Raw genomic sequence first — 24,134 nt, forward strand, 5'->3', positions numbered from 1 at the left:
CACGCCCGCGCAACGTAACACTCCGCGCCGACGGCTCCGGATCGGCTCCGGGGCGGTTGACAGTGGCTACTTGCCGGTAACAGACTGTTGTTACCGCAAGTAACGCGCGCTTTTCCGCAGCAGTGCCTGGAGGGGAAAACATGGCCGAGTTCACGCTTGAGCTCAACGACGACCAGAAGCAGGTCAAGGAGTGGCTCCACGGCTTCGCGGCGGACGTCATCCGCCCCGCCGCCGCGGAGTGGGACGAGCGTGAGGAGACGCCCTGGCCCGTCATCCAGGAAGCGGCCAAGGTCGGCATCTACTCCCTCGACTTCTACGCCCAGCAGTTCTTCGACCCTACGGGTCTCGGCATCCCCATGGCCATGGAGGAGCTGTTCTGGGGCGACGCGGGCATCGCCCTGTCGATCGTCGGTACGGGCCTGGCGGCCGTCGGCGTCCTCGCCAACGGCACCGAGGAGCAGATCGGCACCTGGATCCCGCAGATGTACGGCGACGCCGACGACGTGAAGGTCGCCGCCTTCTGCTCCTCCGAGCCCGACGCCGGCTCGGACGTCGCCTCGATGCGCACCCGCGCCGTCTACGACGAGGCCAAGGACGAGTGGGTCCTCAACGGCACCAAGACCTGGGCGACCAACGGCGGGATAGCCAACGTCCACGTCGTCGTCGCCGTCGTCGACCCCGACATCGGCTCCAAGGGCCACGCCTCCTTCATCGTGCCGCCGAACACCCCGGGCCTCTCCCAGGGGCAGAAGTTCAAGAAGCACGGCATCCGCGCCTCCCACACCGCCGAGGTGGTCCTGGAGGACGTCCGCGTCCCCGGCCACTGCCTCCTCGGCGGCAAGGAGAAGCTCGACGAGCGCCTCGCCCGCGCCCGGGAGCGCGCCAAGTCCGGCGGCGAACGCGTCAAGAACGCGGCGATGGCCACCTTCGAGGCGTCCCGCCCGGCCGTCGGCGCGATGGCCGTGGGCACCGCCCGCGCCGCCTACGAGGTCGCCCTCGACTACGCGAAGACCCGCAGCCAGTTCGGCCGCCCGATCATCGACAACCAGGGCATCGCCTTCCAGCTCGCCGACATGCGCACCCGCATCGACGCGGCCCGGCTGCTGGTCTGGCGCGCCTCCTGGATGGCCACCACGGGGAAGCCGTTCACCTCGGCCGAGGGCTCCATGTCCAAGCTGTACGCGAGCGAGACCGCCCGGGACGTCACCGCGCAGGCCATCCAGATCCTCGGCGGCAACGGCTTCACCCGCGAGTACCCCGTCGAGCGCATGCACCGCGACGCGGCGATCTACACCATCTTCGAGGGGACCAGCGAGATCCAGCGCCTGGTGATCGCCCGCACGCTCTCCGGCATGCCGATCCGCTAGCGGAGCAGCGGAACGGCCGCGCCGACGGAGCCGGCGGGGGCGGCCGGGGACCTCGCCGTCCCCGGCCGCCCCGTGTTCCAGCCCCGTGCCTCAGCCCGGCAGCTGCGCCTCGATCGCCGAGACGACCGCGGCGGACTCCGGCTCCGTACCCGGCCGGAACCGGGCCACCGGCTCACCCGCCGGCGAGACCACGAACTTCTCGAAGTTCCACTGGACGTCCCCGGCCTCCCCGTCCGCGTCCGCCACCTTCGTCAGCTCCGCGTACAGCGGATGCCGCCCCTCGCCGTTGACGTCGGTCTTCTCCAGCAGCGGGAAGGTGACCCCGTACGTCGCCGAGCAGAACGTCCGGATCTCCTCCGCGCTCCCCGGCTCCTGCCCGGCGAACTGGTTGCACGGCACGCCGAGCACCGTCAGCCCCCGGTCCCCGTACGTCTGCTGCAGCCGCTCCAGGCCCTCGTACTGCGGGGTGAGCCCGCACCGGGAGGCCACGTTGACCACCAGGACGGTCCGGCCGCCGTACGCGCCCAGCGTGGTCGGCTCGCCCACGAGGGTGCGCAGCGGAATGTCGTGCAGCGTCATGAAACTCTCCCTGGTCATCGCGTGTGGTGCGGATGGCGCCGTCCGCCGCTCACGGAGCGGCGAGCTCCTTGTAGTAGAAAGTGGTCGGCTTCAGGCTGCCCGCCGGATCCGCCGCGTATCCCGGCACGCTCCCCACCTCCGTCCACCCCGCCTTGCAGTAGACCTGCTCGGCCAGACTGCCGCTCTCGGTGTCCAGGATCAGCAGCGTGATGCCCTCGGCCGCCGCGTACGCCTCGACGGCGGCCAGCAGCGCCCCGCCGAGGCCCCGGCCGCGGGCGGAGGGCCGGACCATCAGCTTGGCGACCTCCGCGCGGTGCCGGGCGTTCGGCAGCGGCGCCCGCACCAGGGCGATGGTCCCGGAGACCCGGCCGCCGTCCCGTGCGATCCAGATGTCGATGCTGCCGGCCTTCACGGCGGCGGCCCGCTCCCGCCACCAGACCGCGGCGGCCTCCCGGTCCAACGGCGCCAGGAAGCCCACCGAGGACCCCTCCTCGACGGTCTCGACCAGCAGGCCGGCCAACTCGTCGGCGTAGGTGACCAGCTCGGGGGCGGAGACGTGGACGATCTCGGTCATGAGGAGGGTCCTTTCGCGAAGCGGGAGCAGGGGCCGGGAGGAAACCCACGGGGACGATCACACCGCTTCCGGCCCGCGCCTGTCCACCGGGACAGGCGTCAGCCGAAGAGTGACCACGTACGCCACCACCACGGACACGATCACCAGGGGCATCACGGTGAGCCCCTCCTTCCCCAGCAGGAGCGTGGCAAGCAGCACCGAGGTCATCGGCAGCCGCAGCATCGCCACGCACATCGCGCCGACGCCCATGGCGAAACCGGCGGTCGGGTGCAGCCCCGGCAGGTGGGACAGGGCGATGCCGCCCACCGCGCCCACGAACATCGCGGGGAAGACGGGACCGCCCCGGAAGCAGCTCAACGAGGCGCAGTAGGCCAGCGACTTGCAGACGATCAGCAGCAGCAGGGCCCCCACCGAGTACGCCGCGCTCCCCGACAGGAGACCGCCCAGCGCGTGCTCGCCCGAGTACAGCACCTCGGAGCCCTCCCTCCCCGACGTCTCGGCGTACACCAGCGCGAGCGCGCCGACGGCCAGCCCCAGCACCGCCGTGGCCGCCACGGTCCGCCGCTCCACCCGCTTCTGGAGGGCCAGCGACAACCGCCGGACACCGACGCCCGCGAAGGCCGCGGCGACGCCGAGGACCAGCGCCCAGCCGAACTCCGCGACGTCCGGGTCCGCCGCCCGCGGCACCTCGCCCAGGTTCAGGGAGTAGGTTCCCAGCCCCGTCCAGGAGCCCAGCCCCGTGAAGATCAGCGCGCCGACCCCCGCGGAGAGCAGCCCCGGCACCAGCACCACGCCCAGCATCGGCCCGGCCAGCCCCGCCGCCTCCATCAGCAGGAACGCACCCAGCAACGGCGACCCCAGCAGGGCGCTCACCGCCGCGAAGCTCCCCGACGCCCCGACCAGCGCCCGCGCCTCCGGAGCCAGGCCGGGCCGCAGGCGGTTCGCCGCCCAGACCGCCAGTCCGCCGCCCAGTGCGATCAGCGGCGCCTCCGGCCCGAGCACGGCGCCCGCCCCCAGCGAGACGAGCGCGGCGAGCACGATGCCCGGCAGGTCCGCCGGAGCCGGGGCGCCGGTGGACACCAGTCCCTCCGCCGGCCGGTGCCCGCCCCCGCCGGGCAGCCGCCGGACGACGAGGCCGACGAGGAGGCCGGCGACGCCCAGCAGGGGGAGGGGCCACCACGACGGCGTCCCCTCGAAGCCCAGCGCCTTCGGAAGCTCCGTGTACGTCAGCGACTGGAGCTCCGCGACCAGGGCCAGGAAACCGAACGCGATCGCGGAGACCGGGACGCCGAGGACCGCCGCCATCACCAGCAGCCCCGCGTACCCTCGCGTGCGGACCGGCGCGTACGGGTCCTTCCGTACGGGGGAGGGAGGGACGGGAGGCTCAGGCGGCATGGTCTCGGCTCCTCGGCGTGACGGCCCCCGGCGAGGGGACGCGCCCCGCGGGTTCACGACGGAGTACCACGCGGCAGGGGAACGGACCGTGCCGCGCTGCCCGGGACACGCCTTCCGGCGCGCAAGGTCAGCCGCTCGGCCCCGGCGGGCCGGCCGGGCCCCGGGCCGAACCGCCCGCCGGAGGCAGCCCGGCGGCCACCGTGTCCGCCCGCGCCCGGTGATCCGACCCGTCGCGGTCCGCCGTACCGGACCCGGCGGCCCCCATGGGCGGCCCCCCGCCCGAACTGGGAGGATCAGCGCGTGGACACACCCGATGCCTTCCCCGAACCGCTGCCCGGGGCCGACGCGGCGGTCCGCGACGCGACGGCCGACGCCGAGGCGCCCGAACGCCGCCCCCTCGTCCGCTGCCGCCTCTGCGGCCGGCCGCTCACCGGGGCCGGCTCCCGCCGCAGCGGCCTCGGCCCGACCTGCGACGCCAAGCTGCACCCCGCGCCGCCGGACATCCGCACCCGCCGCCACGAGGTGGAACAGGACCCGCTGCCGGGCACGTGAGGAACTCCCGGCGGGAATCTCCCGGACAAGGTGTCCGGCCCCGCCTCGACGCGGCTCGCGATCAGCGGCACGAGGGCGCGGCGGGAAGGCGGAGAGGGCGGGAGGCCCGGCCCCCACTTCGCAGACCTCCGGGATCGACCGGAGGAACGCCCTGCTCGGCCGGGCTGAACCACTCGGACCGGGCGGGCGCCGGAGCTTCGGCCCCCGAGCGCCCGCCGTTCGCCGAATTCCCCCTGCGGAATACCCCTAGGGGGTATATGGTTCCGTAGTGCGGGGCCAATGGAGCGGCCCCGCACGGGACGAGACGGGAGGACGGTCATGGAACACGGCACACACGACACCGGCGCCGCTCACGACCACGGGGCCCACGGGGCCGGCGGCCACGACGCACACGCGCCCGGGGGTGCTTCCTGGGGGGCGGCGGCGAAGGCGACGCTGCACTGCCTGACCGGATGTGCGATCGGTGAGATCCTCGGCATGGTCATCGGCACCGCCCTGCTGTGGGGCAACGTTCAGACGATGATCCTGGCGATCGCCCTGGCGTTCGTGTTCGGCTACTCCTTCACGCTGTTCTCGGTCCGCCGGGGCGGCCTGGACTGGAAGAGCGCGATCAAGGTCGCGTTGGCCGCCGACACCGTCTCGATCGCGGTGATGGAGCTCGTCGACAACGGCATCATCGCCCTGACCCCCGGCGCGATGGACGCCCACCTGTCGGACGCGCTGTTCTGGACGGCGCTGCTGGGCGGCCTGGCCGTGGCCTTCGTGGTCACCACGCCGGTCAACAAGTGGATGATCGGCCGCGGCAAGGGCCATGCCGTCGTCCACGCCCACCACTGACTGCGGCCCCCTCCGCCGCGGCCGACCGTACCCGGCGTCCGAACGGGCGGGGTCGCGTCAGAGGGCGTTACCTGGAAGGTGCCGGGGGCTTCGACGGCGGACGCACCGGTCCGCCGGCCCCGCGGAGAACGGAGGCACCGACGATGACCAGCACCGTCAAGGACATGCTCGCCACCTACCCGGCCGACCTCGGCGGCATCGACCGGGCCAAGCTCATCGCCTGCATCGAGGAGTGCGTCGCCTGTGCGCAGGTGTGCACCGCGTGCGCGGACGCCTGCCTGTCCGAGAGCCGGGTGGGCGAACTCGCCACGTGCATCCGCACCGACATGGACTGCGCCGACATCTGCACCGCCACCGCGGCGGTGCTCTCGCGGCACACCGGCTACGACGCCAACGTCACCGCGGCGATCCTCAGGGCGTGCGCCGTGGTCTGCACCTCGTGCGCCGACGAATGCGGACGGCACGCGGAGATGCACGAGCACTGCCGCATCTGTGCGGAAGCCTGCCGCTCCTGCGCGCGGGCGTGCGACGAGCTCCTCGGCGCCCTCGGCTGAACGCGCGCTCCCGGCCGAACGCGTGCGTTCGGCTGTCCCACGGAGAAGCCGGCGGCCCGGCGCGCGGGGGCGGGGCCACGGGCCCGCCCCCGCAAGGGAAAGCCCGGCCCCGGGAGGGTCGTATCCGCAGTTCGGACCGACGGAGCCCCGGGATGCGCCGCGGGTCCGGCCGCGCCGGACCCGCGCAAGACGTCCCCGGAACCGGCTGTCGTCATCGCCCAGGAGGTTCCGGACTCGCGGAGCGGAGCCGATCCGGGGCCGGCGGGCGAGCCCGCCCACCCGGCGGGAAGCACCGCCAGAGCGCCCCTACGGCCGGTCCAGCCGGCGGAACAGCCCCTCCTGCACCACCGACACCAGCAACTGCCCCGACCGGTCGTAGATCCGGCCGCGCGCCAGCCCCCGCCCGCCCGTGGCGATCGGCGACTCCTGGTCGTACAGGAACCACTCGTCCGCCCGGAACGGCCGGTGGAACCACATCGCGTGGTCCAGGGACGCCATGTCGAAGCCGCGCGGCCCCCACAGCGGCTCCACGGGGATGCGGACCGCGTCCAGCAGCGTCATGTCGCTCGCGTACGTCAGCGCGCAGGTGTGCACCAGCGGATCGTCGCCCAGCGGCCCCACCGCCCGCATCCACACCGCGCTCCGCGGGTCGGCGTCCTCGACCTCCTCCGGCGTCCAGCGCAGCCGGTCCACGTAACGGATGTCGAACGGCTGCCGCCGGGCCATCCGCTCCAGCGCGTCCGGCAGCGTACCCAGGTGCTCGCGCACCTCCTCCGCGACCGTCGGCAGCTCCTCCGGGTCCGGGACGATCCTGGCCGGCGGCAGTTGGTGCTCGAACCCCGCCTCCTCGGGCCGGTGGAAGGACGCCGTCAGATTGAAGATCGTCCGGCCCTCCTGGACGGCCGTGACCCGCCGGGTGGTGAAGGACCGCCCGTCCCGCACCCGCTCCACCTGGTACACGATCGGCACCCCGGGCCGCCCCGGCCGCAGGAAGTAGGCGTGCAGCGAGTGCACCGGCCGGTCCCCGTCGGTGGTCCGGCCCGCCGCCACCAGCGCCTGGCCGGCGACCTGCCCGCCGAAGACCCGTTGCAGGGACTCCTCGGGGCTGCGGCCCCGGAAGATGTCGACCTCGATCCGCTCCAGGTCGAGGAGGTCCACCAGGCGCTCGGCCGGATTCGTCATACCGTCGCTCTCCACTTCTTCCACTCGTTCCGCTCCGGGGGCCCCGCTCACAGCTGGCCGACCTCGGTGACCCGGACGACCGCCCGGCCCTCCTCGTCGGACGCGGCGAGGTCCACCTCGGCCCGGATGCCCCAGTCGTGGTCGCCCGCCGGGTCGGCGAACGCCTGCCAGACCCGCCACAGCCCGTGCGCCGGGTCCTCCTCGATCTTCAGCAGCTTCGGGCCGCGCGCGTCCGGTCCGGTGCCGATCTCCTCGTGCGCGTCCCAGTACGCGTCCAGGGCCTCGCCCCACGCGTCCTCGTCCCACCCGGAGTCGCCGTCCAGCTCGCCCAGCGCGCCCGCCCGGTCCAGCGCGGCCAGCTCCACCCGCCGGAACATCGCGTTGCGCACCAGCACCCGGAAGGCGCGCGGGTTGGCCGTGACCGGCTTGACCTCGTCCGCCTTCTCCTGGGCCTGCTCGGCGGTCTCCACCTCGGGGTTGGCCAACTGCTCCCACTCGTCCAGCAGACTGGAGTCCACCTGGCGCACCATCTCGCCGAGCCAGGAGATCAGGTCCTGGAGGTCCTCCGACTTCACGTCGTCCGGGATCGTGTGCTCCAGCGCCTTGTACGCGCTCGCCAGATACCGCAGCACGATGCCCTCGGTCCGGGCCAGCTCGTAGTGCGAGGTGAACTCCGTGAACGTCATGGCCCGCTCGTACATGTCGCGGATCACCGACTTCGGCGACACCGGGTGGTCGTTCACCCACGGGTGGCTCGTGCGGTACACGTCGTACGCGTGCCACAGCAGCTCGCTCAGCGGCTTCGGATACGTGACCTCCTGGAGCAGCTCCATCCGCTCCTCGTACTCGACGCCGTCCGCCTTCATCTGCCCCACGGCCTCGCCGCGCGCCTTGTTCTGCTGCGCGGCCAGGATCTGCCGGGGATCGTCCAGCGTCGACTCCACGACCGAGACCATGTCCAGCGCGTACGAGGGCGATTCGGCGTCCAGCAGGTCGAACGCGGCCAGCGCGAAGGTGGACAGCGGCTGGTTCAGCGCGAAGTCCTGCTGGAGGTCGACCGTCAGCCGCACGATCCGGCCCTCGGCGTCCGGCGTCTCCAACTGCTCCACCACCCCGCCGTCCAGCAGCGAACGGTAGATGGCGATGGCCCGCCGGATGTGCCGCAGCTGCGCCCGGCGCGGCTCGTGGTTGTCCTCCAGCAGGTGCCGCATCGCCTGGAACGCGTTGCCCGGCCGGGCGATCACCGCGAGCAGCATGGTGTGCGTGACCCGGAAGCGGGAGGTCAACGGCTCCGGCTCGGACTGGATCAGCTTGTCGAAGGTGGTCTCCGACCAGGCGACGAAGCCCTCCGGAGCCTTCTTGCGGACCACCTTGCGCTTCTTCTTCGGGTCGTCGCCCGCCTTCTTGACGGCCTTCTCGTTCTCGATGACGTGCTCGGGGGCCTGCGCCACGACGAAGCCCGCCGTGTCGAACCCGGCCCGCCCGGCCCGGCCCGCGATCTGGTGGAACTCCCGCGCGCGCAGCGTCCGCACCCGGGTGCCGTCGTACTTGGTGAGCGCCGTGAACAGCACCGTGCGGATGGGGACGTTGACGCCGACGCCGAGCGTGTCCGTCCCGCAGATCACCTTCAACAGCCCCGCCTGGGCCAGCTTCTCCACCAGCCGGCGGTACTTGGGCAGCATCCCCGCGTGGTGCACCCCGATGCCGTGGCGTACGTAACGGGAGAGGTTCTGGCCGAACTTGGTGGTGAAGCGGAAGCTGCCGATCAGATCGGCGATCTTCTCCTTCTCCTCCTTGGTGCACATGTTGATGCTCATCAGCGACTGCGCCCGCTCGACCGCCGCCGCCTGCGTGAAGTGCACGATGTAGACCGGCGACTGCCGGGTGTCCAGGAGCTCGGTCAGCGTCTCGGTGATCGGCGTGAAGCGGTACTCGTAGCTGAGCGGCACCGGACGGGTCGCCGAGCGCACCACGGAGGTGGGGCGGCCGGTGCGCCGGGTCAGGTCCTCCTCGAACATCGAGACGTCGCCGAGCGTCGCCGACATCAGCACGAACTGCGCCTGCGGCAGCTCCAGCAGCGGGATCTGCCAGGCCCAGCCCCGGTCCGGCTCGGCGTAGAAGTGGAACTCGTCCATCACGACCTGGCCGATGTCGGCGTACTTCCCGTCGCGCAGCGCGATGGAGGCCAGCACCTCGGCCGTACAGCAGATCACCGGGGCGTCCGCGTTGACGGAGGCGTCGCCGGTGAGCATGCCGACGTTCTCGGTGCCGAACAGCTTGCACAGGTCGAAGAACTTCTCCGAGACCAGCGCCTTGATCGGGGCCGTGTAGAAGGTGACCTTGTCCTGGGCCAGCGCCGTGAAGTGCGCGCCCGCCGCCACCAGGCTCTTGCCCGAGCCGGTCGGGGTGGAAAGGATCACGTTCGCCCCGGACACCACCTCGATCAGCGCCTCCTCCTGAGCCGGGTACATCGTGATGCCCTGGCTCTCGGTCCATGAGGAGAAGGCCTCGAAGAGGGCGTCCGGGTCGGCGGTCTGGGGAAGCTGGTCGATGAGGGTCACGCCCCCATCTTGCCTGTCTTCCGCCCGGATGAGGGAACCGGCCGACGCGACCAAGATCATGGGCGATACGCTGCGGTCTTCGACCTGCCCGCTCCGTACCGGTGACGGGCGCACGCGACACCGGGGGCGGGAAAAGACCATGATGGGACCGGCACACTCCCTGTCCGGGGCGGCGGCCTGGCTGGGGGTGGGCGCGGCGGCCACCGCCGCGGGGTACGCGATGCCCTGGCCCGTGCTCGTCGTCGGGGCCCTGATCTGCGCGGGAGCCGCGCTGGCCCCCGACCTCGACCACAAGTCCGCGACCATCTCGCGCGCCTTCGGCCCGGTCTCCAAGACCCTCTGCGAGATCGTCGACAAGCTCTCCTACGCCGTCTACAAGGCCACCAAGGGCGCCGGCGACCCCCGCCGCACCGGCGGCCACCGCACCCTGACCCACACCTGGGTGTGGGCCGTCCTGGTCGGCGGCGGATGTTCCGCGGCCGCCGTCACCGGCGGTCGCTGGGCGGTCCTCGCGATCCTCTTCGTCCACCTCGTCCTCGCCGTCGAGGGGCTGCTGTGGCGGGCCGCCCGCGTCTCCAGCGACATCCTGGTGTGGCTGCTCGGCGCGACCAGCGCCTGGATCCTCGCGGGCGTCCTGGACAAGCCCGGCCACGGCGCCGACTGGCTGTTCGACGCTCCCGGCCAGGAGTACATGTGGCTGGGCCTGCCCATCGTGCTGGGCGCGCTCGTCCACGACATCGGCGACGCCCTGACCGTCTCGGGCTGCCCGATCCTGTGGCCCATCCCGATCGGCCGCAAGCGCTGGTACCCGCTCGGACCGCCGAAGGCCATGCGCTTCCGGGCCGGCAGCTGGGTGGAGATGAAGGTGCTGATGCCCGTCTTCATGATCCTCGGAGGCCTCGGCGGAGCCGCCGCCCTCAACGTCATATGACGCCCCGCCGCACCTTCCCCTGACGCCCCCTCGCCCCCGCCGCACCTTCCGCTGACACCCCGCTGACTCCCCGCCGCCCCGCGCCGTTCCGGCGGGCGGCGCGCCCGGCGCCGTCCGGGTGGTCGACGGGCCCCGCCCCGTAGCACCATGGGCGCATGCTGCTCGCCGAGCTCGCCCAGGTCTCCCTGGAGGTCGCCGCCGCCTCCGCCCGGTCCAGGAAGGTGGCGCTCCTCGCCGGTCTCTTCCGGGACGCCGGCCCCGAGGACGTCCCCGTCGTCATCCCCTACCTCGCCGGACGGCTGCCCCAGGGCCGGATCGGGGTGGGGTGGCGGAGCCTCGGCGACCCCGTCGAACCCGCCGCGGAGCCCACCCTCACCGTCACCGGCGTCGACGCCGCGCTGACCGCCCTCGCGGCCGTCTCCGGCCCCGGCTCCCAGGCCCGGCGCAAGGAGCACCTGCGCGCCCTGTTCGCCGCCGCCACCGAGGACGAACAGCGCTTCCTGCGGGCCCTGCTCACCGGCGAGGTGCGCCAGGGGGCCCTGGACGCCGTCGCCGCCGACGCCCTGGCCCACGCCGCCGAAGCCCCGCCCGCCGGCGTCCGGCGCGCCGTGATGCTCGCCGGATCGCTCCAGGAGGTCGCCCGCCTCCTCCTCGCGGAAGGCCCCGACGCGCTGGCGGGGTTCCGGCTCACCGTCGGGCGGCCCGTCCACCCGATGCTCGCCCACACCGCCGCCTCGGTCGAGGAGGCCCTGGACCGGCTGGGCCCCTGCGCCGTCGAGGAGAAGCTCGACGGCATCCGCGTCCAGGTCCACCGCGACGGCGACCGCATCCGCGCCTACACCCGCACCCTCGACGACATCACCGACCGGCTGCCCGAACTCGTCACCGCCGTCGCAGCCCTCCCGGCCGACCGCTTCATCCTGGACGGCGAGGTGATCGCCCTGGGCGAGGACGGCCGTCCCCGCCCCTTCCAGGAGACCGCCTCCCGGGTGGGCTCCCGGCGGGACGTGGCCGGGGCGGCGGCGCACATGCCCGTCGTCCCGGTCTTCTTCGACGCGCTCCTCGTCCACGACGAGGAGCTGCTCGACCGGCCCTTCGCCGAACGCCACGCCGCCCTGGACCGGCTCGTCCCCGAAGGCCTGCGCGTCCGCCGCGCCCCGGTGGCCGACCCGGACGACCCGGAGACCCGCGCGGCGGCCGAGGCGTTCGCCGCCGCCACCCTGGAACGCGGCCACGAGGGCGTCGTCGTCAAGGACCTCACCGCCGCCTACAGCGCGGGCCGCCGGGGCGCCTCCTGGCTGAAGGTGAAACCGGTGCACACCCTGGACCTGGTCGTGCTGGCCGTGGAGTGGGGCAGCGGCCGCCGTACCGGCAAGCTCTCCAACCTCCACCTGGGGGCCCGCAGGCCCGACGGCACGTTCGCGATGCTCGGCAAGACCTTCAAGGGGCTCACCGACGCCCTGCTGGACTGGCAGACCGAGAAGCTGGGCGAGCTGGCCACCGGGGACGACGGCCACATCGTCACCGTACGCCCGGAGCTCGTCGTCGAGATCGCCTACGACGGACTCCAGCGCTCCACCCGCTACCCCGCCGGGGTCGCCCTCCGCTTCGCCCGGGTCCTGCGCTACCGGGAGGACAAGACCGCACAGGAGGCCGACACCGTGGAGACGGTCCTGTCCCGGCAGCCGTGAGCGCGCCCCGGGGAGCCGGGACGCGCTCGACGGGCTCCCGGCGGCTCAGTGGCCGATGACCGTCGCCGCCGCGTGCTCCTTGACCTGCTCCGGCGTCAGGTAGGCGTCCGTGTACTCGAAGTCCCGCAGCCTCGCGGGCTTGCGGGACTGGAACCCGGTCCGTACGAAGTCGTCGCCGGCGACCGCGTTCAGCATCCAGTTCGTCATGACCCGGGTCTTCGCCACGTTCGTCCGCAGCGCCGACCAGTGGTAGCCCCGCGCCACCGCCTGCGCGGGCAGCCCGCGCAGCTCGATGCCCAGCGGCTTGGACACGGCGTCCTTGCCGCCCAGGTCCACGACGAGCCCCAGGTCCTTGTGCACGTAGTCCTCCAGCGGCTGACCGCGCAGCGAGGCGATCAGGTTGTCCGCCAGGGCCTTGCCCTGCCGCATCGCGTGCTGGGCGGTGGGCGGGCAGATCGCCCCGTCGCCCTGGGCCAGGTCGGGGACGGCGGCCGCGTCACCGGCCGCGAACACCCCGTCGGAACCGGGCAGCGAGAACTGCGGGGTGACGGCGAGCCGGCCGCGTACCGTCTCCGCGCCCAGCGTCCCGATCAGCGGACTGGCGGCCACTCCGGCGGTCCAGATCAGCGTCCGGCAGGGCAGCACCCGGCCGTCCGTGAACGTGACCTCCTCCGGCCCCGCCTTGTCGATCGAGACGCCGAGCGACACCTCGATGTTCCGCTTGCGGAGCACGTCCAGGGCGGCCGACCCCAGCTTGTCGCCCAGCTCCGGCATCAGCTTGGGCGCGATGTCGATCAGATGCCACTTGATCAGGCGGGGGTCCAGCCGCGGATAGTGCTTCACCGCGTTGGTGGTGAGCCGCTGGAGGCAGGCCGCCGTCTCCGTACCGGCGTAACCGCCGCCGACCACCACGAACTGGAGCCGGGACGCCCGTTCGGCCTCGTCCTGGCTGGCGTCCGCCAGATCGAGCTGGGCGATGACGTGGTCCCGGACGTAGGCGGCCTCGGCCAGGGTCTTCATCCCCCGGGCGTTGTCCAGCAGCCCGGGGATGTCGAAGGTCCGGGTGACGCTGCCGGCCGCCAGCACGATGTAGTCGTACGGCTCGTTCACGATCTCGTCCGTGATCTTCCGGATCACACAGACCTTCGCCTGCGGGTCCACGCCGATCGCCCCGCCCGGCACGATCCTGGTCCGGTGGCGGCGGCTGCGGCGCAACGACACCGCGACGGACTGGGGCGTGAGCACCCCGGAGGCCACCTGCGGGAGCAGCGGCAGGTACAGCTGGTAGGAGAACGGTGTGACGAGCGTGATCCGGGCCTCTCCCGGAGCGAGCCTGCGCTCCAGGCGGCGTACGCACTCGACGCCTGCGAATCCGGCGCCGACGACAAGAATCCTGGGTGGTGCCACGGTCTGCGTCCCTTCTCGGGCTTGCGTGGTTCTGCGCTCGCCTGCCCCGTTTACCGGGTGATTCACTTCTCATCCTCACCGGGCGTCCCGGCATCCGCCTCCTGACGGGGGTGAAACGGGGGCCGGTCCCAGGGGCGGGGCCACCGCGAGCCCCCTCAGCCAGTGCGCGCCCTCGTCGCCCCGGCGCGCTTTCCGGAGCGCGGGGCCGCCCGGTGCTCCGGCGTGCTCCGCCCCTGGGAGAACCGGAGTTCGGCCGCCCGGCCCTGTGCGAGGATGCCGGGGTGACCACCCAGCCCCCCTCGCCCGTGGCCGACGTCCCGCCCCCGGCCGGCGGCCCGCCCCGCGACCCCGGGCCGGGGCCCCGTGCGGCGGCGGCCCTCGTCTTCGGGGCGTCGGCCGCGGTCCTGGTGGTCGAGATCGTCGCCCTGCGGTTGCTGGCCCCGTACCTGGGTCTCACGCTGGAGACCAGCACGATGGTGATCGGCATCGCCCTCACCGCCATCGCGCTGGGCTCCTGGCTGGGCGGGCGCGTCGCGGACCAGGTCGACCCCCGCCCGCTCATCGCCCCGGCGCTCGGGGTGTCGGGGGTGGTCGTCGCGCTCACCCCGCTCCTGCTGCGCACCACCGCCCAGTGGTCACCGGCGCTGCTCCTGCTGGTCGCGTCGGCCACCCTGCTGGTTCCCGGCGCGCTGCTCTCCGCGGTGACCCCGTTCGTGACGAAGCTGCGGCTCACCACCCTCGCCGAGACCGGGACGGTGGTGGGCCGGCTGTCGGGCGTGGGCACCCTCGGAGCCATCGTCGGCACCGTCCTCACCGGATTCGTGCTGGTCTCCCGGCTGCCCGTCAGCACCATCCTGATCGGCCTCGGAACGCTGCTGGTCCTCGCCGCCGCCCTGGCCGGACGGTGGGCCCGCCGCTCCCGCCGCGCGGTGGCCGCGGCGCTCGCGACCGTCGTCGCGGGTGCGCTCGCCACCGGGTTCGCGCCCGGCGGCTGCGACGCGGAGACCCGGTACCACTGCGCCCGCGTCGTCGCCGACCCCGACCGCGCCACCGGCCGCACGCTGATCCTGGACGGCCTGCGCCACTCCTACGTCGACACCGAGGACCCGACCCACCTGGAGTTCGCCTACGTACGGGCCATCGCCTCCGTGGTGGACACCGCCTTCCCCGAGGGCGAGCCGCTGACCGCCCACCACATCGGGGGCGGCGGCCTCACCCTCCCCCGCTACCTCGCCGCCGTACGCCCCGGCACCCGCAGCCTCGTCTCCGAGATCGACGCCGGAGTCGTCCGTGCCGACCGGGAGCTGCTCGGCCTGGGCCCCGCGGCCGGCTCCGGCATCGACGTGCGCGTGGAGGACGGCCGGCTGGGTCTGCGGCGGCTGGAGGCGGACAGCCACGACCTGGTGGTCGGCGACGCGTTCGGGGGCGTCAGCGTGCCGTGGCACCTCACGACCTCCCAGGCGCTCGGGGACGTACGCCGGGTGCTCGACGCGGACGGCCTGTACGTCGCCAACCTCATCGACCACGGCGCCCTCGCCTTCGCCCGCGCCGAGGTCGCCACCCTCGCCGCCACCTTCCCCCACGTCGCGCTGGTCGGGAGGGCGGCGGACATCGGCCTGGACCCGACCGCGTCCACCGTGGGCGGCAACCTGGTGGTGGTCGCCTCGCGGCGGCCGATCGACGTCCCCGCCGTCCAGCGGGCCCTGGACGCCCGGGGCGTGGGGTGGCGGATCGCCACCGGAGCGGCCCTCACCGCCTGGACGGGGAACGCCCGGGTCCTCACCGACGACCACGCGCCCGTCGACCAGCTCCTCCAGCCCGGCCGCACCCCGACGGCCCGGTGAGCCCGGACGGCTCCCCACGGCCCCGGTGGACCCGGGCGGCGCCGGTGGTCCCGGGCGCCCCGGGGCGGACCCCCGGGGCGCCCGTCCGGTCCCTCACCCGTGCCAGGACCGCCACAGGGACGCGTACGCGCCGTCCGCCGCCACCAGCTCGTCATGGCTGCCCAGCTCGCTGATCCGGCCGTCCTCCACCACCGCGATCACATCCGCGTCATGCGCGGTGTGCAGGCGGTGCGCGATGGCCACGACCGTCCGTCCCTCCAGCACCCGGGCCAGCGAACGCTCCAGGTGACGGGCGGCCCGCGGGTCCAGCAGCGAGGTCGCCTCGTCCAGCACCAGCGTGTGCGGATCGGCCAGCACCAGGCGGGCCAGCGCGATCTGCTGGGCCTGCGCCGGGGTCAGCGCGAACCCGCCCGACCCGACCTCCGTGTCCAGCTCCTTCTCCAGGGCCCTCGCCCAGCCGTCCGCGTCGACCGCCGCCAGCGACGCCCACAGCTCCGCGTCCCCGGCGTCGTTCCGGGCCAGCAGCAGGTTGTCCCGCAGGGTGCCGACGAAGACGTGGTGCTCCTGGTTGACCAGCGCCACATGCTTCCGGACCCGCTCGGCCCGCATGCGCGACAACTCCGCCCCGCCGAGCGTCACCTCGCCGGTGCGTGGGGCGTAGATCCCCGCCAGCAGCCGTCCCAGGGTGGACTTGCCCGCGCCGGAGGGGCCCACCAGGGCGAGCCGGGTGCCCGGGGCGACGTCGAGGGAGACCCGGTGCAGGACGTCGACGCCCTCCCGGTACCCGAAGCGGACCCCGTCCGCCCGTACGTCCCGGCCGTCCGGGGCGGTCCCGGCGTCGCCCGCGTCCGGCTCGATCTCCCGGACGCCGACCAACCGGGCCAACGACACCTGGGCGACCTGGAGCTCGTCGTACCAGCGCAGGATCAGACCGATCGGGTCGACCATCATCTGGGCCAGCAGCGCCCCCGTCGTCAGCTGCCCGACCGTGATCCACCCCTCCAGTACGAACCAGCCGCCGAGCAGCAGGACCGCGCCGAGGATCGTCACGTACGTCGCGTTGATGACGGGGAAGAGCACCGAGCGCAGGTACAGCGTGTACCGTTCCCACGCCGTCCACTCCGTGATCCGCCGGTCCGACAGCGCCACGCGGCGACCGCCCAGGCGGTGCGCCTCCACAGTCCGCCCGGCGTCCACGGTCTCCGCCAGCACCGCGGCGACGGCGGCGTAACCGGCGGCCTCCGAGCGGTACGCCGAGGGGGCCCGGCGGAAGTACCAGCGGCAGCCCGCGATCAGCACCGGCAGCGCGATCAGCACCGCCAGCGCCAGCGGGGGAGCGGTCACCGTCAGCGCGCCCAGCAGCAGACCGGCCCAGACGACACCGATCGCCAGCTGCGGCACGGCCTCGCGCATCGCGTTCGCCAACCGGTCGATGTCCGTGGTGATCCGGGAGAGCAGATCGCCCGTCCCGGCCCGCTCCAGGACTCCGGGCGGCAGCCCCACGGACCGTACGAGGAAGTCCTCGCGCAGGTCCGCCAGCATCTCCTCGCCCAGCATCGCGCCGCGCACCCGCATGGAGCGGGTGAACACGACCTGGACGACCAGCGCGAGGGCGAAGATCGCCGCCGTACGCTCCAGACGCAGGTCGGCGACTCCGTCCGAGAGGCCTTCCACCAGCCCGCCCAGCAGATACGGGCCGGTGATCGAGGCGATCACCGCCACCGCGTTGACCGCGATCAGGATCGCGAACGCCTTGCGGTGGCGGCGCAGCAGACTCCGTACGTAGCTCCGCACGGTCGTCGGCGTGCCCACGGGCAGCGTCGTCGCCGACTCCGGGGCCGCGGGGTCGTACGCCGGGGGTGCGACGCCGATCATGCCCTCTCCTCGATTTCCTGGATGCTCTTCATGGCGGGGACCTCGACGGCGTCGTCCACCGCGTTCGCGACGGCCGCCTCCTCGTCGGTCTCCCGGGTGACGACCGCCCGGTAGCGCGGCTCGGTGCGCAGCAGGTCGCGGTGGTCGCCCACGGCCACCACGGTCCCCTCGTGGACGAGGACCACCCGGTCGGCGGCGTCGAGCAGCAGCGGCGACGAGGCGAACGCCACCGTCGTACGCCCCCGGCGCAGCGTCGCGATCCCGGCGGCCACCCGCGCCTCGGTGTGCGAGTCGACCGCCGAGGTCGGCTCGTCCAGCACCAGCGCCTCCGGGTCGGCGACCAGCGACCGAGCCAGCGCCAGGCGTTGGCGCTGGCCGCCGGAGAGGGACCGGCCGCGCTCGGTGATCCGGGTCCGCATCGGGTCGCCGTCGTTGTCCGGCGACGCCTGCGCCAAGGCGCTCAGCACATCACCGCACTGGGCCGCCTCCAGCGCCGCGTCCGCGGTGACCAGTCCGGAGGAGGGCACGTCCAGCAGCTCCCGGAGCGTGCCGGACAGCAGCACCGGGTCCTTGTCCTGGACCAGTACGGCGGCCCGCGCGGCGTCCAGCGGGAGTTCGTCCAGGGCGACCGCCCCGAGCAGCACGGACGGGAGGTCCGCCGCGTCCTTCTTCGGGTGCGCGGCCCCGTCCTCGGCGTCCTCGGTCCCGGTGGTCTTCGCCTGCGCGTCCTCGCCGGGCTCGGCGTGCCCGCCCAGCCGTTCGGCCAGCCGCCCCGCCTCGTCCGGGTCGCCGCAGACGACGGCGGTGAACTGTCCTCGGGGGGCCATCAGGCCGGTCACCGGGTCGTAGAGGTCGCCCGCCGGGACCACCCCCTCGACGGTGGCCTCCCGGTCGCTGCGGCGCAGCGACAGCACCCGCACCGCGCGCTGGGCGGACGGCCGCGAGAAGGAGTACGCCATGGCGATCTCCTCGAAGTGGCGCAGCGGGAACAGCATCAGGGTGGCAGCGCTGTAGACGGTGACGAGCTGGCCGACGCCGATGCGGCCGTCCTGGGCGAGCGTCGCCCCGTACCAGACCAGGGAGATCAGCAGAACGCCCGGCAGCAGTACCTGCACCGCCGAGATCAGCGCCCACATCCTGGCACTGCGCACGGCCGCCCTGCGGACCTCCTGGGAGGCGCGGCGGTAGCGGCCGAGGAACAGCTCCTCGCCGCCGATCCCGCGCAGCACGCGCAGCCCGGCGACCGTGTCCGAAGCCAGCTCGGTGGCCTTGCCCGCCTTCTCGCGCTGCTCGTCGGCGCGCCGGGTGGCGGGCGGCAGCAGCGGCAGTACGGCCAGGGCGAGCACCGGCATGGCGAGCGCCACCAGCAGGCCGAGGGAGGGGAGGTAGAGGACCAGCCCGACGCAGATCACCACGAGGGCGGTGGCCGCCGCCGCGAAGCGCGACAGCGCCTCGACGAACCAGCCGATCTTCTCCACGTCGCCGGTCGAGACGGCGACGACCTCGCCGGCGGCGACCCGCCGGGTCAGCGCCGAACCCAGCTCGGCGGTCTTGCGGGCGAGGAGCTGCTGGACACGGGCGGCGGCGGTGATCCAGTTGGTCACGGCGGTGCGGTGGAGCATGGTGTCGCCGAGGGCGATCAGCAGGCCGAGGACGACGATGAGGCCGCCGGCCAGGGCGAGCCGCCCCCCGGAGCGGTCGACGACGGCCTGCACGGCGAGGCCCACGGTGACCGGGAGACCGGCGATGCCCAACTGGTGCAGCAGCCCCCAGCCGAGGGCCTTCAGCTGGCCTCCGAGCTGGTTGCGCCCGAGCCAGTAGAGGAAGCGGGGGCCTGAACGGACATCGGGGTCGCCGGGATCCGAATACGGAAGGTCGCGAATCTGCATGACGTCCCAGGGCTCGTGAAGCGGAGATCCTGGCGGACCTCGAAGAACGGGGTGACGTGCAAGGTTCTCTGTCCGTCCCGGCCCGGGGCAACCGGTTTTCCGGCCCTCTCCGCCTCCTGCGGGGCCCCGCGCCCGCCCGGCGCGGGGCCCCGGGACCTCACTCCCCGGGCTTCTCCGAGTCCACCCCGGAGCGGGCCTTCCTCCACTCGCCCCGGGTGAAGTCCGGGATCGGCAGCGGTGCGCCCTTGGCCTTGATGGAGAGGTGGCTCAGCGGCACGGGGGCCGTCCAGGTCGCCGCGTCGTACACGTCGAAGTCGGGGACCAGGCCGAGTTGCATGCACTGCATCAGCCGGAAGATCATCAGGTAGTCCATGCCGCCGTGGCCGCCGGGCGGGTTCGCGTGCTCCTTCCAGAGCCAGTGGTCCCACTCGGCGTACTTCTTGAAGTCGTCCCACTGGTGGTTGGTGTTGGCGGGCTCCAGGTAGATCCGGGCGGGGTAGTCCTCGAACACGCCCCGGGTACCGCCGAGGCTGTTGATACGGGAGTAGGGGTGCGGGGTGGACACGTCGTGCTCCAGCCGGATCACCCGGCCCTTGGCCGTCTGGACCAGGCTGATCGTCCGGTCGGCCCCGATGTACGACTCCTTCCAGCTCGGGTCGCCGGGCGGCATGTGCTCCTTGCGGTACTCGGCGAGCCCCAGGGCGGGTGTGCCGATGCTGGTGATGCTCACGGCCCGGTCGCCCCGGTTGACGTCCATGTAGTTGGCGACCGGCCCGAACCCGTGGTTGGGGTAGAGGTCACCGCGCAGCCGGGTGTGCCACAGCCGCCGCCAGGGCCCCTCGTAGTAGTCGGGATCGAACATCAGCTCGCGCAGGTCGTGGTTGTACGCCCCCGCGCCGTGCAGCAGATCGCCGAAGAGACCGGCGTGCGCCATGCGCAGCACCCGCATCTCGTTCTTGCCGTAGCAGCAGTTCTCCAGCTGCATGCAGTGCCGGCGGGTGCGCTCGGAGAGGTCCACCAGCTCCCAGAGCTCGTCCAGGCGCATCGCGATCGGGCACTCGACGCCGACGTGCTTGCCGTTCAGCATCGCCGCCTTCGCCATCGGGAAGTGCAGCTCCCACGGGGTCGCCACATAGACGAAGTCGAGGTCCCCGCGCTTGCAGAGGTTCTCGTAGTCGTCCTCGCCCTTGGCGTAGACGGCGGGCGCGGGCTGCCCGGCGGCCGTCACCTTCGCGGCGGCCCTCTCCGCCTTGTCCCGGACCGGGTCGCAGACCGCCTTCACCTGGACGCCCGGAAGGGCGAGGAACAGGTCGATCATGCTGCCGCCCCGGTTGCCGAGGCCCACGATGCCGACCCGGACCGTGGACCGCTTCTCGAAGCGGACGCCCGCCATCGTGCGGCCCTTCCGGGCGGGAGCGGCGGCGGCCGCCGCCGCGACGGACGCGGGCTCCGAGGCGGCCGTCCCCGCCGCCGACGCGGTGCCCGTGCCCAGTGCGCCGAGGCCGAGCCCGGCCCCGGCCACGCCCGCCGTGGTCCACAGCACCGAACGGCGGCTGGGGTCCTGCCGCTTCACCTCGTCGGCCGAGCCGCTGTGCGGGGGCATGTCCTGCGGTTCCGGTGCGGGCCGGGCGTCGTCGTTCATCGAGCCTCCAGGTGGGGTTGGGGGTTCAGACGTGCGCGAGCGCGTCCGGTCCCCCGTACGCCGGAAGCGGGGGGACCGGGTCTCGGTAAGGACCTTGGGGGCTGAGGCTGATGGTGCGCAAGGGAGGAATTTGGACTCTCGTCCTCAAACCTTGGACTTTCCTCGCCGCATGGCGAAAACCCCGACCGGTTCAACCAGTCGGGGTCCTTGGGCGCTCATCTGGGCACGTCGGCGGGGGTGCCGACGGCTGCGGTCAGGGGGTCACCGGACGGTCGGCCGGGTGGCGTGCTCCAGCTCGATCAGCGCCGAGCGGTAGGGGTGGCCGGTGGCCCGCTCCATGCCGATCTCGCACATCCGGTTCGCCGACAGGTAGGCCCCGTAGGGGCGGCGGTCCACCTCGGCCGCCTCATCGGCGGTCGCCGAGTCGGTCAACTCCTTGTGGAGCATGCCCCGGTCACCCGCGAAGGCGCAGCACCCGGCCCCGTCCGGCACCACTACCTCGTCGGCGCACGCCTCCGTCACCGCACGCAACTGCCCCACGTCGCCCAGGTGTTCCATCGAGCACGTCGGGTGCACGACCGCCGACGCGACGGTACGGAACACCGTCAGCTCCGGCAGCAGCTCCTCGGCAGCCCACTCCAGCGAGTCCACGACGGTCAGTTCGCGGTGCAGGGCCCGGTTGGCCTCGGTGAGGTAGGGCACCACCTCGTCGGCGATGCCGAGCGTGCAGGAGGACGCGTCCACGACCAGCGGCAGCCTCCCGCCGGCCGTCCACCCCCAGGCGGCCTCCACGATGCGGTTCGCCATGATCCTGTTGCCGGCGTCGTACCCCTTGGAGTGCCAGATGGTCGCACAGCACGTCCCCGCCACGTCCTCGGGGATCCACACCGGCTTCCCGGCCCGCGCGGAGACGGCGACCACCGCCTCGGCCAGGGAGAGCCGGGCGCCGCCGTCACCGCCGTCCAGACCGGCGAAGATGCGGTTGACGCAGGCCGGGTAGTAGACCGCGCTCGCCCCGGCCCGGGAGGTGGGCGGCAGCCGGCGGGCCGCCGCCCCCGGGATCTGCGGCAGCCACTCCGGTACGAGGTCGGGGCGGACGGCCTTGCGGACGAGCCGCGTCACCGCTTGGAGCGGGGCGTCGCCGACCCGCTTCCCCAGCGTGCCGGCGACGGCGACGGCGAGCCGCGCGGACGCCTCCACCGCGCGGAAGTTCCGTGCCGTCAGCGCGGCGACATGCTCCTCGCGCGGTGTGTGCCTGCGGTGCCGGAAGCCCTTCATCATCGCCCCGGTGTCGATGCCGACCGGGCAGGCGAGTCTGCAGGTGGAGTCCCCGGCGCAGGTGTCCACGGCGTCGTAGCCGTACGCGTCCAGGAGACCGGACTCCACCGGCGACCCGTCGGCCTGGCGCATCATCTCCCGGCGCAGCACGATCCGTTGGCGCGGAGTGGTCGTCAGGTCCTTGCTGGGGCAGGTCGGTTCGCAGAAACCGCACTCGATGCACGGGTCGGCGACCGCCTCCACCTTCGGAATGGTCTTGAGCCCCCGTAGATGGGCGCGCGGGTCGCGGTCCAGGACGATGCGCGGTGCGAGCACCCCGGCCGGATCGAGGATCTGCTTCGTCCGCCACATCAGTTCGGTGGCGCGCGGCCCCCACTCCCGCTCCAGGAACGGCGCGATGTTGCGGCCGGTGGCGTGCTCCGCCTTGAGCGACCCGTCGAACCGGTCCACCACCAGGGCGCAGAACTCCTGCATGAACGCGTCGTACCGCGCCACGTCGTCCGGCTTCGCGGCGTCGAACGCCAGCAGGAAGTGGAGGTTGCCGTGCGCGGCGTGACCGGCCACGGCGGCGTCGAAGCCGTGGCGCGACTGGAGCTCCAGCAGCGCCTCGCAGGCGTCCGCCAGCCGCGCGGGCGGTACCGCGAAGTCCTCCGTGATCAGGGTGGTGCCCGAGAGGCGGGAGCCGCCGACCGCCGTGACGAACGCCTTGCGGGCCTTCCAGTACCCGGCGATCGTCCCGGCGTCGCGGGTGAACGCGTTGGTCACCGACGCGGCCGGGCGGACCAGGTCCAGCCCGGCCACGACCACGTCGGCGGCTCGCTCGTGCGCCTCCTGGGCCGCCTCGTCGGCCGCCCGGAACTCCACCAGCAGCGCGGTCGTCTCCCGGGGCAGGGCCGCCCAGTCCGCCGGAACGCCCGGCACGCTGACGGAGGCGCGCAGGGTGTTGCCGTCCATCAGCTCCACCGCGATGGCCCCCGCCTCGTTGAACCGGGGCACGGCGGTCGCGGCGGCGGTGAGGGAGGGGAAGAAGAGCAGGGCGCTGGAGACCCGCCGTTCCAGCGGCAGGGTGTCGAAGACGGTCTCGGCGATGAAGCCGAAGGTGCCCTCGGAGCCGACCATCAGCCCCCGCAGGATCTGCACCGGGGTCGCCCCGTCGAGGAAGGCGTCCAGGCGGTAGCCGTTGGTGTTCTTGATCGTGTACTTGGCGCGGATCCGGGCGGCCAGCTCCGCGTCCGCCTCGATCTCCGCCTTCACCTCCATCAGCGCCGCGCACAGCTCCGGCTCGGCGCGGGCCAGCTCCGCGTCGGCGGCCGGGTCGGCGGTGTCGACGACCGTGCCGCTCGGCAGGACGAAGGTGAGCGAGGCGAGCGTCCGGTAGGAGTTGCGGGTGGTGCCGGCCGTCATGCCGGAGGCGTTGTTGGCGACGACGCCCCCGACGGTGCAGGCGATGGCGCTGGCGGGGTCGGGGCCCAGCAGCCTGCCGTACCGGGCGAGGGCGGTGTTGGCCCGCAGCACCGTCGTCCCCGGTCGGATGCGGGCCCGCGCCCCGCCGTCCAGCACCTCGACCCCGCTCCAGTGGCGGCGTACGTCGACGAGGATGTCCTCTCCCTGAGCCTGGCCGTTGAGGCTGGTGCCCGCCGCCCGGAAGACCACGGCGCGGCCCTTGCCGTGGGCGTACGACAGGATGGCGGAGACGTCGTCGAGGTCCTCGGGGAGCAGCACGACCCTGGGGAGGAAGCGGTACGGGCTGGCGTCCGAGGCGTACCGCACGAGGTCGGAGATCTTCCAGAGCACCTTCTCCGCGCCGAGCAGCGCCGTCAGCTCGCTCCGCAACGGCTCCGGGGTGCCGCCGGCGCTGCCGTCGGCGACCCGGTCGGGGGCGGGCTCCCGGGGCGTTCCCGGCCGCAGGGCTTCCGGATCGGGCTCCAGCAGCGGCATGTGATCGCCTTCCCTCGGTGCGGTGCGGTGCGGTGCGG

17 protein-coding genes are annotated in these 24,134 nt (G+C 73.4%); 7 read left to right on the forward strand and 10 right to left on the reverse strand.

The features are described from left to right. Nucleotides 1-140: 140 nt before the first annotated feature. Nucleotides 141-1,367: an acyl-CoA dehydrogenase family protein gene (locus tag ACH4K1_RS21855; protein WP_118900888.1), complete on the forward strand. Its 1,227-nt coding sequence runs from the start codon at nucleotides 141-143 to the stop codon at nucleotides 1,365-1,367. Between the two features lie 90 nt (nucleotides 1,368-1,457). Here ACH4K1_RS21855 and ACH4K1_RS21860 read toward each other — a convergent pair whose 3' ends face one another. Genes ACH4K1_RS21860 through ACH4K1_RS21870 form a run of 3 tightly spaced genes read right to left on the reverse strand, consistent with a single transcriptional unit; the run spans nucleotide 1,458 to nucleotide 3,915 of the window. Then, complete coding sequence (locus ACH4K1_RS21860; RefSeq protein WP_398090936.1) at nucleotides 1,458-1,946, reverse strand: glutathione peroxidase; 489 nt, start codon at nucleotides 1,944-1,946, stop codon at nucleotides 1,458-1,460. A 49-nt stretch (nucleotides 1,947-1,995) separates the two neighbouring features. Further along, nucleotides 1,996-2,520 (reverse strand): GNAT family N-acetyltransferase, encoded by a 525-nt coding sequence (locus ACH4K1_RS21865; RefSeq protein ID WP_398090937.1) that lies wholly within the window; start codon nucleotides 2,518-2,520, stop codon nucleotides 1,996-1,998. A gap of 57 nt (nucleotides 2,521-2,577) precedes the next feature. After that, nucleotides 2,578-3,915, reverse strand: a complete 1,338-nt coding sequence (locus tag ACH4K1_RS21870) for a chloride channel protein (RefSeq protein ID WP_398090938.1) — start codon at nucleotides 3,913-3,915, stop codon at nucleotides 2,578-2,580. A gap of 300 nt (nucleotides 3,916-4,215) precedes the next feature. Here ACH4K1_RS21870 and ACH4K1_RS21875 point away from each other — a divergent pair, with 300 nt between their 5' ends. From ACH4K1_RS21875 to ACH4K1_RS21885, 3 genes are all read left to right on the forward strand, one after another. Further along, entirely contained in the window at nucleotides 4,216-4,467 is a 252-nt protein-coding gene (locus ACH4K1_RS21875; protein ID WP_398090939.1) for a DUF6011 domain-containing protein, read from the forward strand. Nucleotides 4,468-4,785: 318 nt separating this feature from the next. Then, the gene (locus ACH4K1_RS21880) at nucleotides 4,786-5,304 is read left to right on the forward strand and encodes a DUF4396 domain-containing protein (RefSeq protein WP_398090940.1); all 519 of its coding nucleotides are present in this window, start codon (nucleotides 4,786-4,788) and stop codon (nucleotides 5,302-5,304) included. A gap of 143 nt (nucleotides 5,305-5,447) precedes the next feature. Next, nucleotides 5,448-5,858, forward strand: a complete 411-nt coding sequence (locus ACH4K1_RS21885) for a four-helix bundle copper-binding protein (RefSeq protein ID WP_398090941.1) — start codon at nucleotides 5,448-5,450, stop codon at nucleotides 5,856-5,858. 306 nt (nucleotides 5,859-6,164) lie between these two features. On the opposite strand, the gene ACH4K1_RS21890 is transcribed toward ACH4K1_RS21885, so the two are convergent. Both ACH4K1_RS21890 and ACH4K1_RS21895 read right to left on the reverse strand, forming a co-directional pair. Next, complete coding sequence (locus tag ACH4K1_RS21890; protein WP_398090942.1) at nucleotides 6,165-7,040, reverse strand: acyl-CoA thioesterase; 876 nt, start codon at nucleotides 7,038-7,040, stop codon at nucleotides 6,165-6,167. A gap of 47 nt (nucleotides 7,041-7,087) precedes the next feature. Next, nucleotides 7,088-9,661: an RNA helicase gene (locus ACH4K1_RS21895; protein ID WP_228992353.1), complete on the reverse strand. Its 2,574-nt coding sequence runs from the start codon at nucleotides 9,659-9,661 to the stop codon at nucleotides 7,088-7,090. Nucleotides 9,662-9,740: 79 nt separating this feature from the next. Between ACH4K1_RS21895 and ACH4K1_RS21900 the strand changes: the two genes are divergently transcribed. Both ACH4K1_RS21900 and ACH4K1_RS21905 read left to right on the forward strand, forming a co-directional pair. Beyond that, nucleotides 9,741-10,532: a metal-dependent hydrolase gene (locus ACH4K1_RS21900; protein WP_398090943.1), complete on the forward strand. Its 792-nt coding sequence runs from the start codon at nucleotides 9,741-9,743 to the stop codon at nucleotides 10,530-10,532. A 155-nt stretch (nucleotides 10,533-10,687) separates the two neighbouring features. Beyond that, the gene (locus ACH4K1_RS21905) at nucleotides 10,688-12,223 is read left to right on the forward strand and encodes an ATP-dependent DNA ligase (RefSeq protein ID WP_398090944.1); all 1,536 of its coding nucleotides are present in this window, start codon (nucleotides 10,688-10,690) and stop codon (nucleotides 12,221-12,223) included. Nucleotides 12,224-12,268: 45 nt separating this feature from the next. Here the strand turns inward: ACH4K1_RS21905 and ACH4K1_RS21910 are convergent, their stop codons facing one another. Next, entirely contained in the window at nucleotides 12,269-13,630 is a 1,362-nt protein-coding gene (locus ACH4K1_RS21910; RefSeq protein WP_398090945.1) for an NAD(P)/FAD-dependent oxidoreductase, read from the reverse strand. A 281-nt stretch (nucleotides 13,631-13,911) separates the two neighbouring features. Here ACH4K1_RS21910 and ACH4K1_RS21915 point away from each other — a divergent pair, with 281 nt between their 5' ends. Next, nucleotides 13,912-15,474: a fused MFS/spermidine synthase gene (locus ACH4K1_RS21915; protein ID WP_398090946.1), complete on the forward strand. Its 1,563-nt coding sequence runs from the start codon at nucleotides 13,912-13,914 to the stop codon at nucleotides 15,472-15,474. Between the two features lie 93 nt (nucleotides 15,475-15,567). Here ACH4K1_RS21915 and ACH4K1_RS21920 read toward each other — a convergent pair whose 3' ends face one another. The 4 genes from ACH4K1_RS21920 to ACH4K1_RS21935 form a co-directional block, all read right to left on the reverse strand. Beyond that, nucleotides 15,568-17,349 carry an ABC transporter ATP-binding protein gene (locus tag ACH4K1_RS21920; protein ID WP_398090947.1) on the reverse strand — a complete coding sequence of 594 codons (1,782 nt, stop codon included), beginning with the start codon at nucleotides 17,347-17,349 and terminating at the stop codon, nucleotides 15,568-15,570. Then, on the reverse strand, nucleotides 17,346-19,238 hold the full coding sequence (locus ACH4K1_RS21925) for an ABC transporter transmembrane domain-containing protein (RefSeq protein WP_398090948.1): 1,893 nt from the start codon (nucleotides 19,236-19,238) through the stop codon (nucleotides 17,346-17,348). The genes ACH4K1_RS21920 and ACH4K1_RS21925 overlap by 4 nt, the downstream gene beginning before the upstream one ends. Nucleotides 19,239-19,395: 157 nt before the next feature. After that, complete coding sequence (locus tag ACH4K1_RS21930; RefSeq protein ID WP_398090949.1) at nucleotides 19,396-20,880, reverse strand: Gfo/Idh/MocA family protein; 1,485 nt, start codon at nucleotides 20,878-20,880, stop codon at nucleotides 19,396-19,398. 261 nt (nucleotides 20,881-21,141) lie between these two features. Beyond that, nucleotides 21,142-24,096, reverse strand: a complete 2,955-nt coding sequence (locus ACH4K1_RS21935) for an FAD-binding and (Fe-S)-binding domain-containing protein (RefSeq protein WP_398090950.1) — start codon at nucleotides 24,094-24,096, stop codon at nucleotides 21,142-21,144. Nucleotides 24,097-24,134: the final 38 nt, after the last annotated feature.

The sequence above is a fragment of the Streptomyces sp. NPDC017448 genome (genome assembly GCF_044330565.1).
Taxonomy (GTDB): domain Bacteria; phylum Actinomycetota; class Actinomycetes; order Streptomycetales; family Streptomycetaceae; genus Streptomyces.

Bases quoted from the DNA above. Each gene is read 5' to 3' on its own strand.
- ACH4K1_RS21855 (WP_118900888.1), top strand. From the start codon at position 141: ATGGCCGAGTTCACGCTTGAGCTCAACGACGACCAGAAGCAGGTCAAG.
- ACH4K1_RS21860 (WP_398090936.1), bottom strand. From the start codon at position 1,946: ATGACGCTGCACGACATTCCGCTGCGCACCCTCGTGGGCGAGCCGACC.
- ACH4K1_RS21865 (WP_398090937.1), bottom strand. From the start codon at position 2,520: ATGACCGAGATCGTCCACGTCTCCGCCCCCGAGCTGGTCACCTACGCC.
- ACH4K1_RS21870 (WP_398090938.1), bottom strand. From the start codon at position 3,915: ATGCCGCCTGAGCCTCCCGTCCCTCCCTCCCCCGTACGGAAGGACCCG.
- ACH4K1_RS21880 (WP_398090940.1), top strand. From the start codon at position 4,786: ATGGAACACGGCACACACGACACCGGCGCCGCTCACGACCACGGGGCC.
- ACH4K1_RS21885 (WP_398090941.1), top strand. From the start codon at position 5,448: ATGACCAGCACCGTCAAGGACATGCTCGCCACCTACCCGGCCGACCTC.
- ACH4K1_RS21890 (WP_398090942.1), bottom strand. From the start codon at position 7,040: ATGACGAATCCGGCCGAGCGCCTGGTGGACCTCCTCGACCTGGAGCGG.
- ACH4K1_RS21895 (WP_228992353.1), bottom strand. From the start codon at position 9,661: ATGATCTTGGTCGCGTCGGCCGGTTCCCTCATCCGGGCGGAAGACAGG.
- ACH4K1_RS21900 (WP_398090943.1), top strand. From the start codon at position 9,741: ATGATGGGACCGGCACACTCCCTGTCCGGGGCGGCGGCCTGGCTGGGG.
- ACH4K1_RS21905 (WP_398090944.1), top strand. From the start codon at position 10,688: ATGCTGCTCGCCGAGCTCGCCCAGGTCTCCCTGGAGGTCGCCGCCGCC.
- ACH4K1_RS21920 (WP_398090947.1), bottom strand. From the start codon at position 17,349: ATGATCGGCGTCGCACCCCCGGCGTACGACCCCGCGGCCCCGGAGTCG.
- ACH4K1_RS21925 (WP_398090948.1), bottom strand. From the start codon at position 19,238: ATGCAGATTCGCGACCTTCCGTATTCGGATCCCGGCGACCCCGATGTC.
- ACH4K1_RS21930 (WP_398090949.1), bottom strand. From the start codon at position 20,880: ATGAACGACGACGCCCGGCCCGCACCGGAACCGCAGGACATGCCCCCG.
- ACH4K1_RS21935 (WP_398090950.1), bottom strand. From the start codon at position 24,096: ATGCCGCTGCTGGAGCCCGATCCGGAAGCCCTGCGGCCGGGAACGCCC.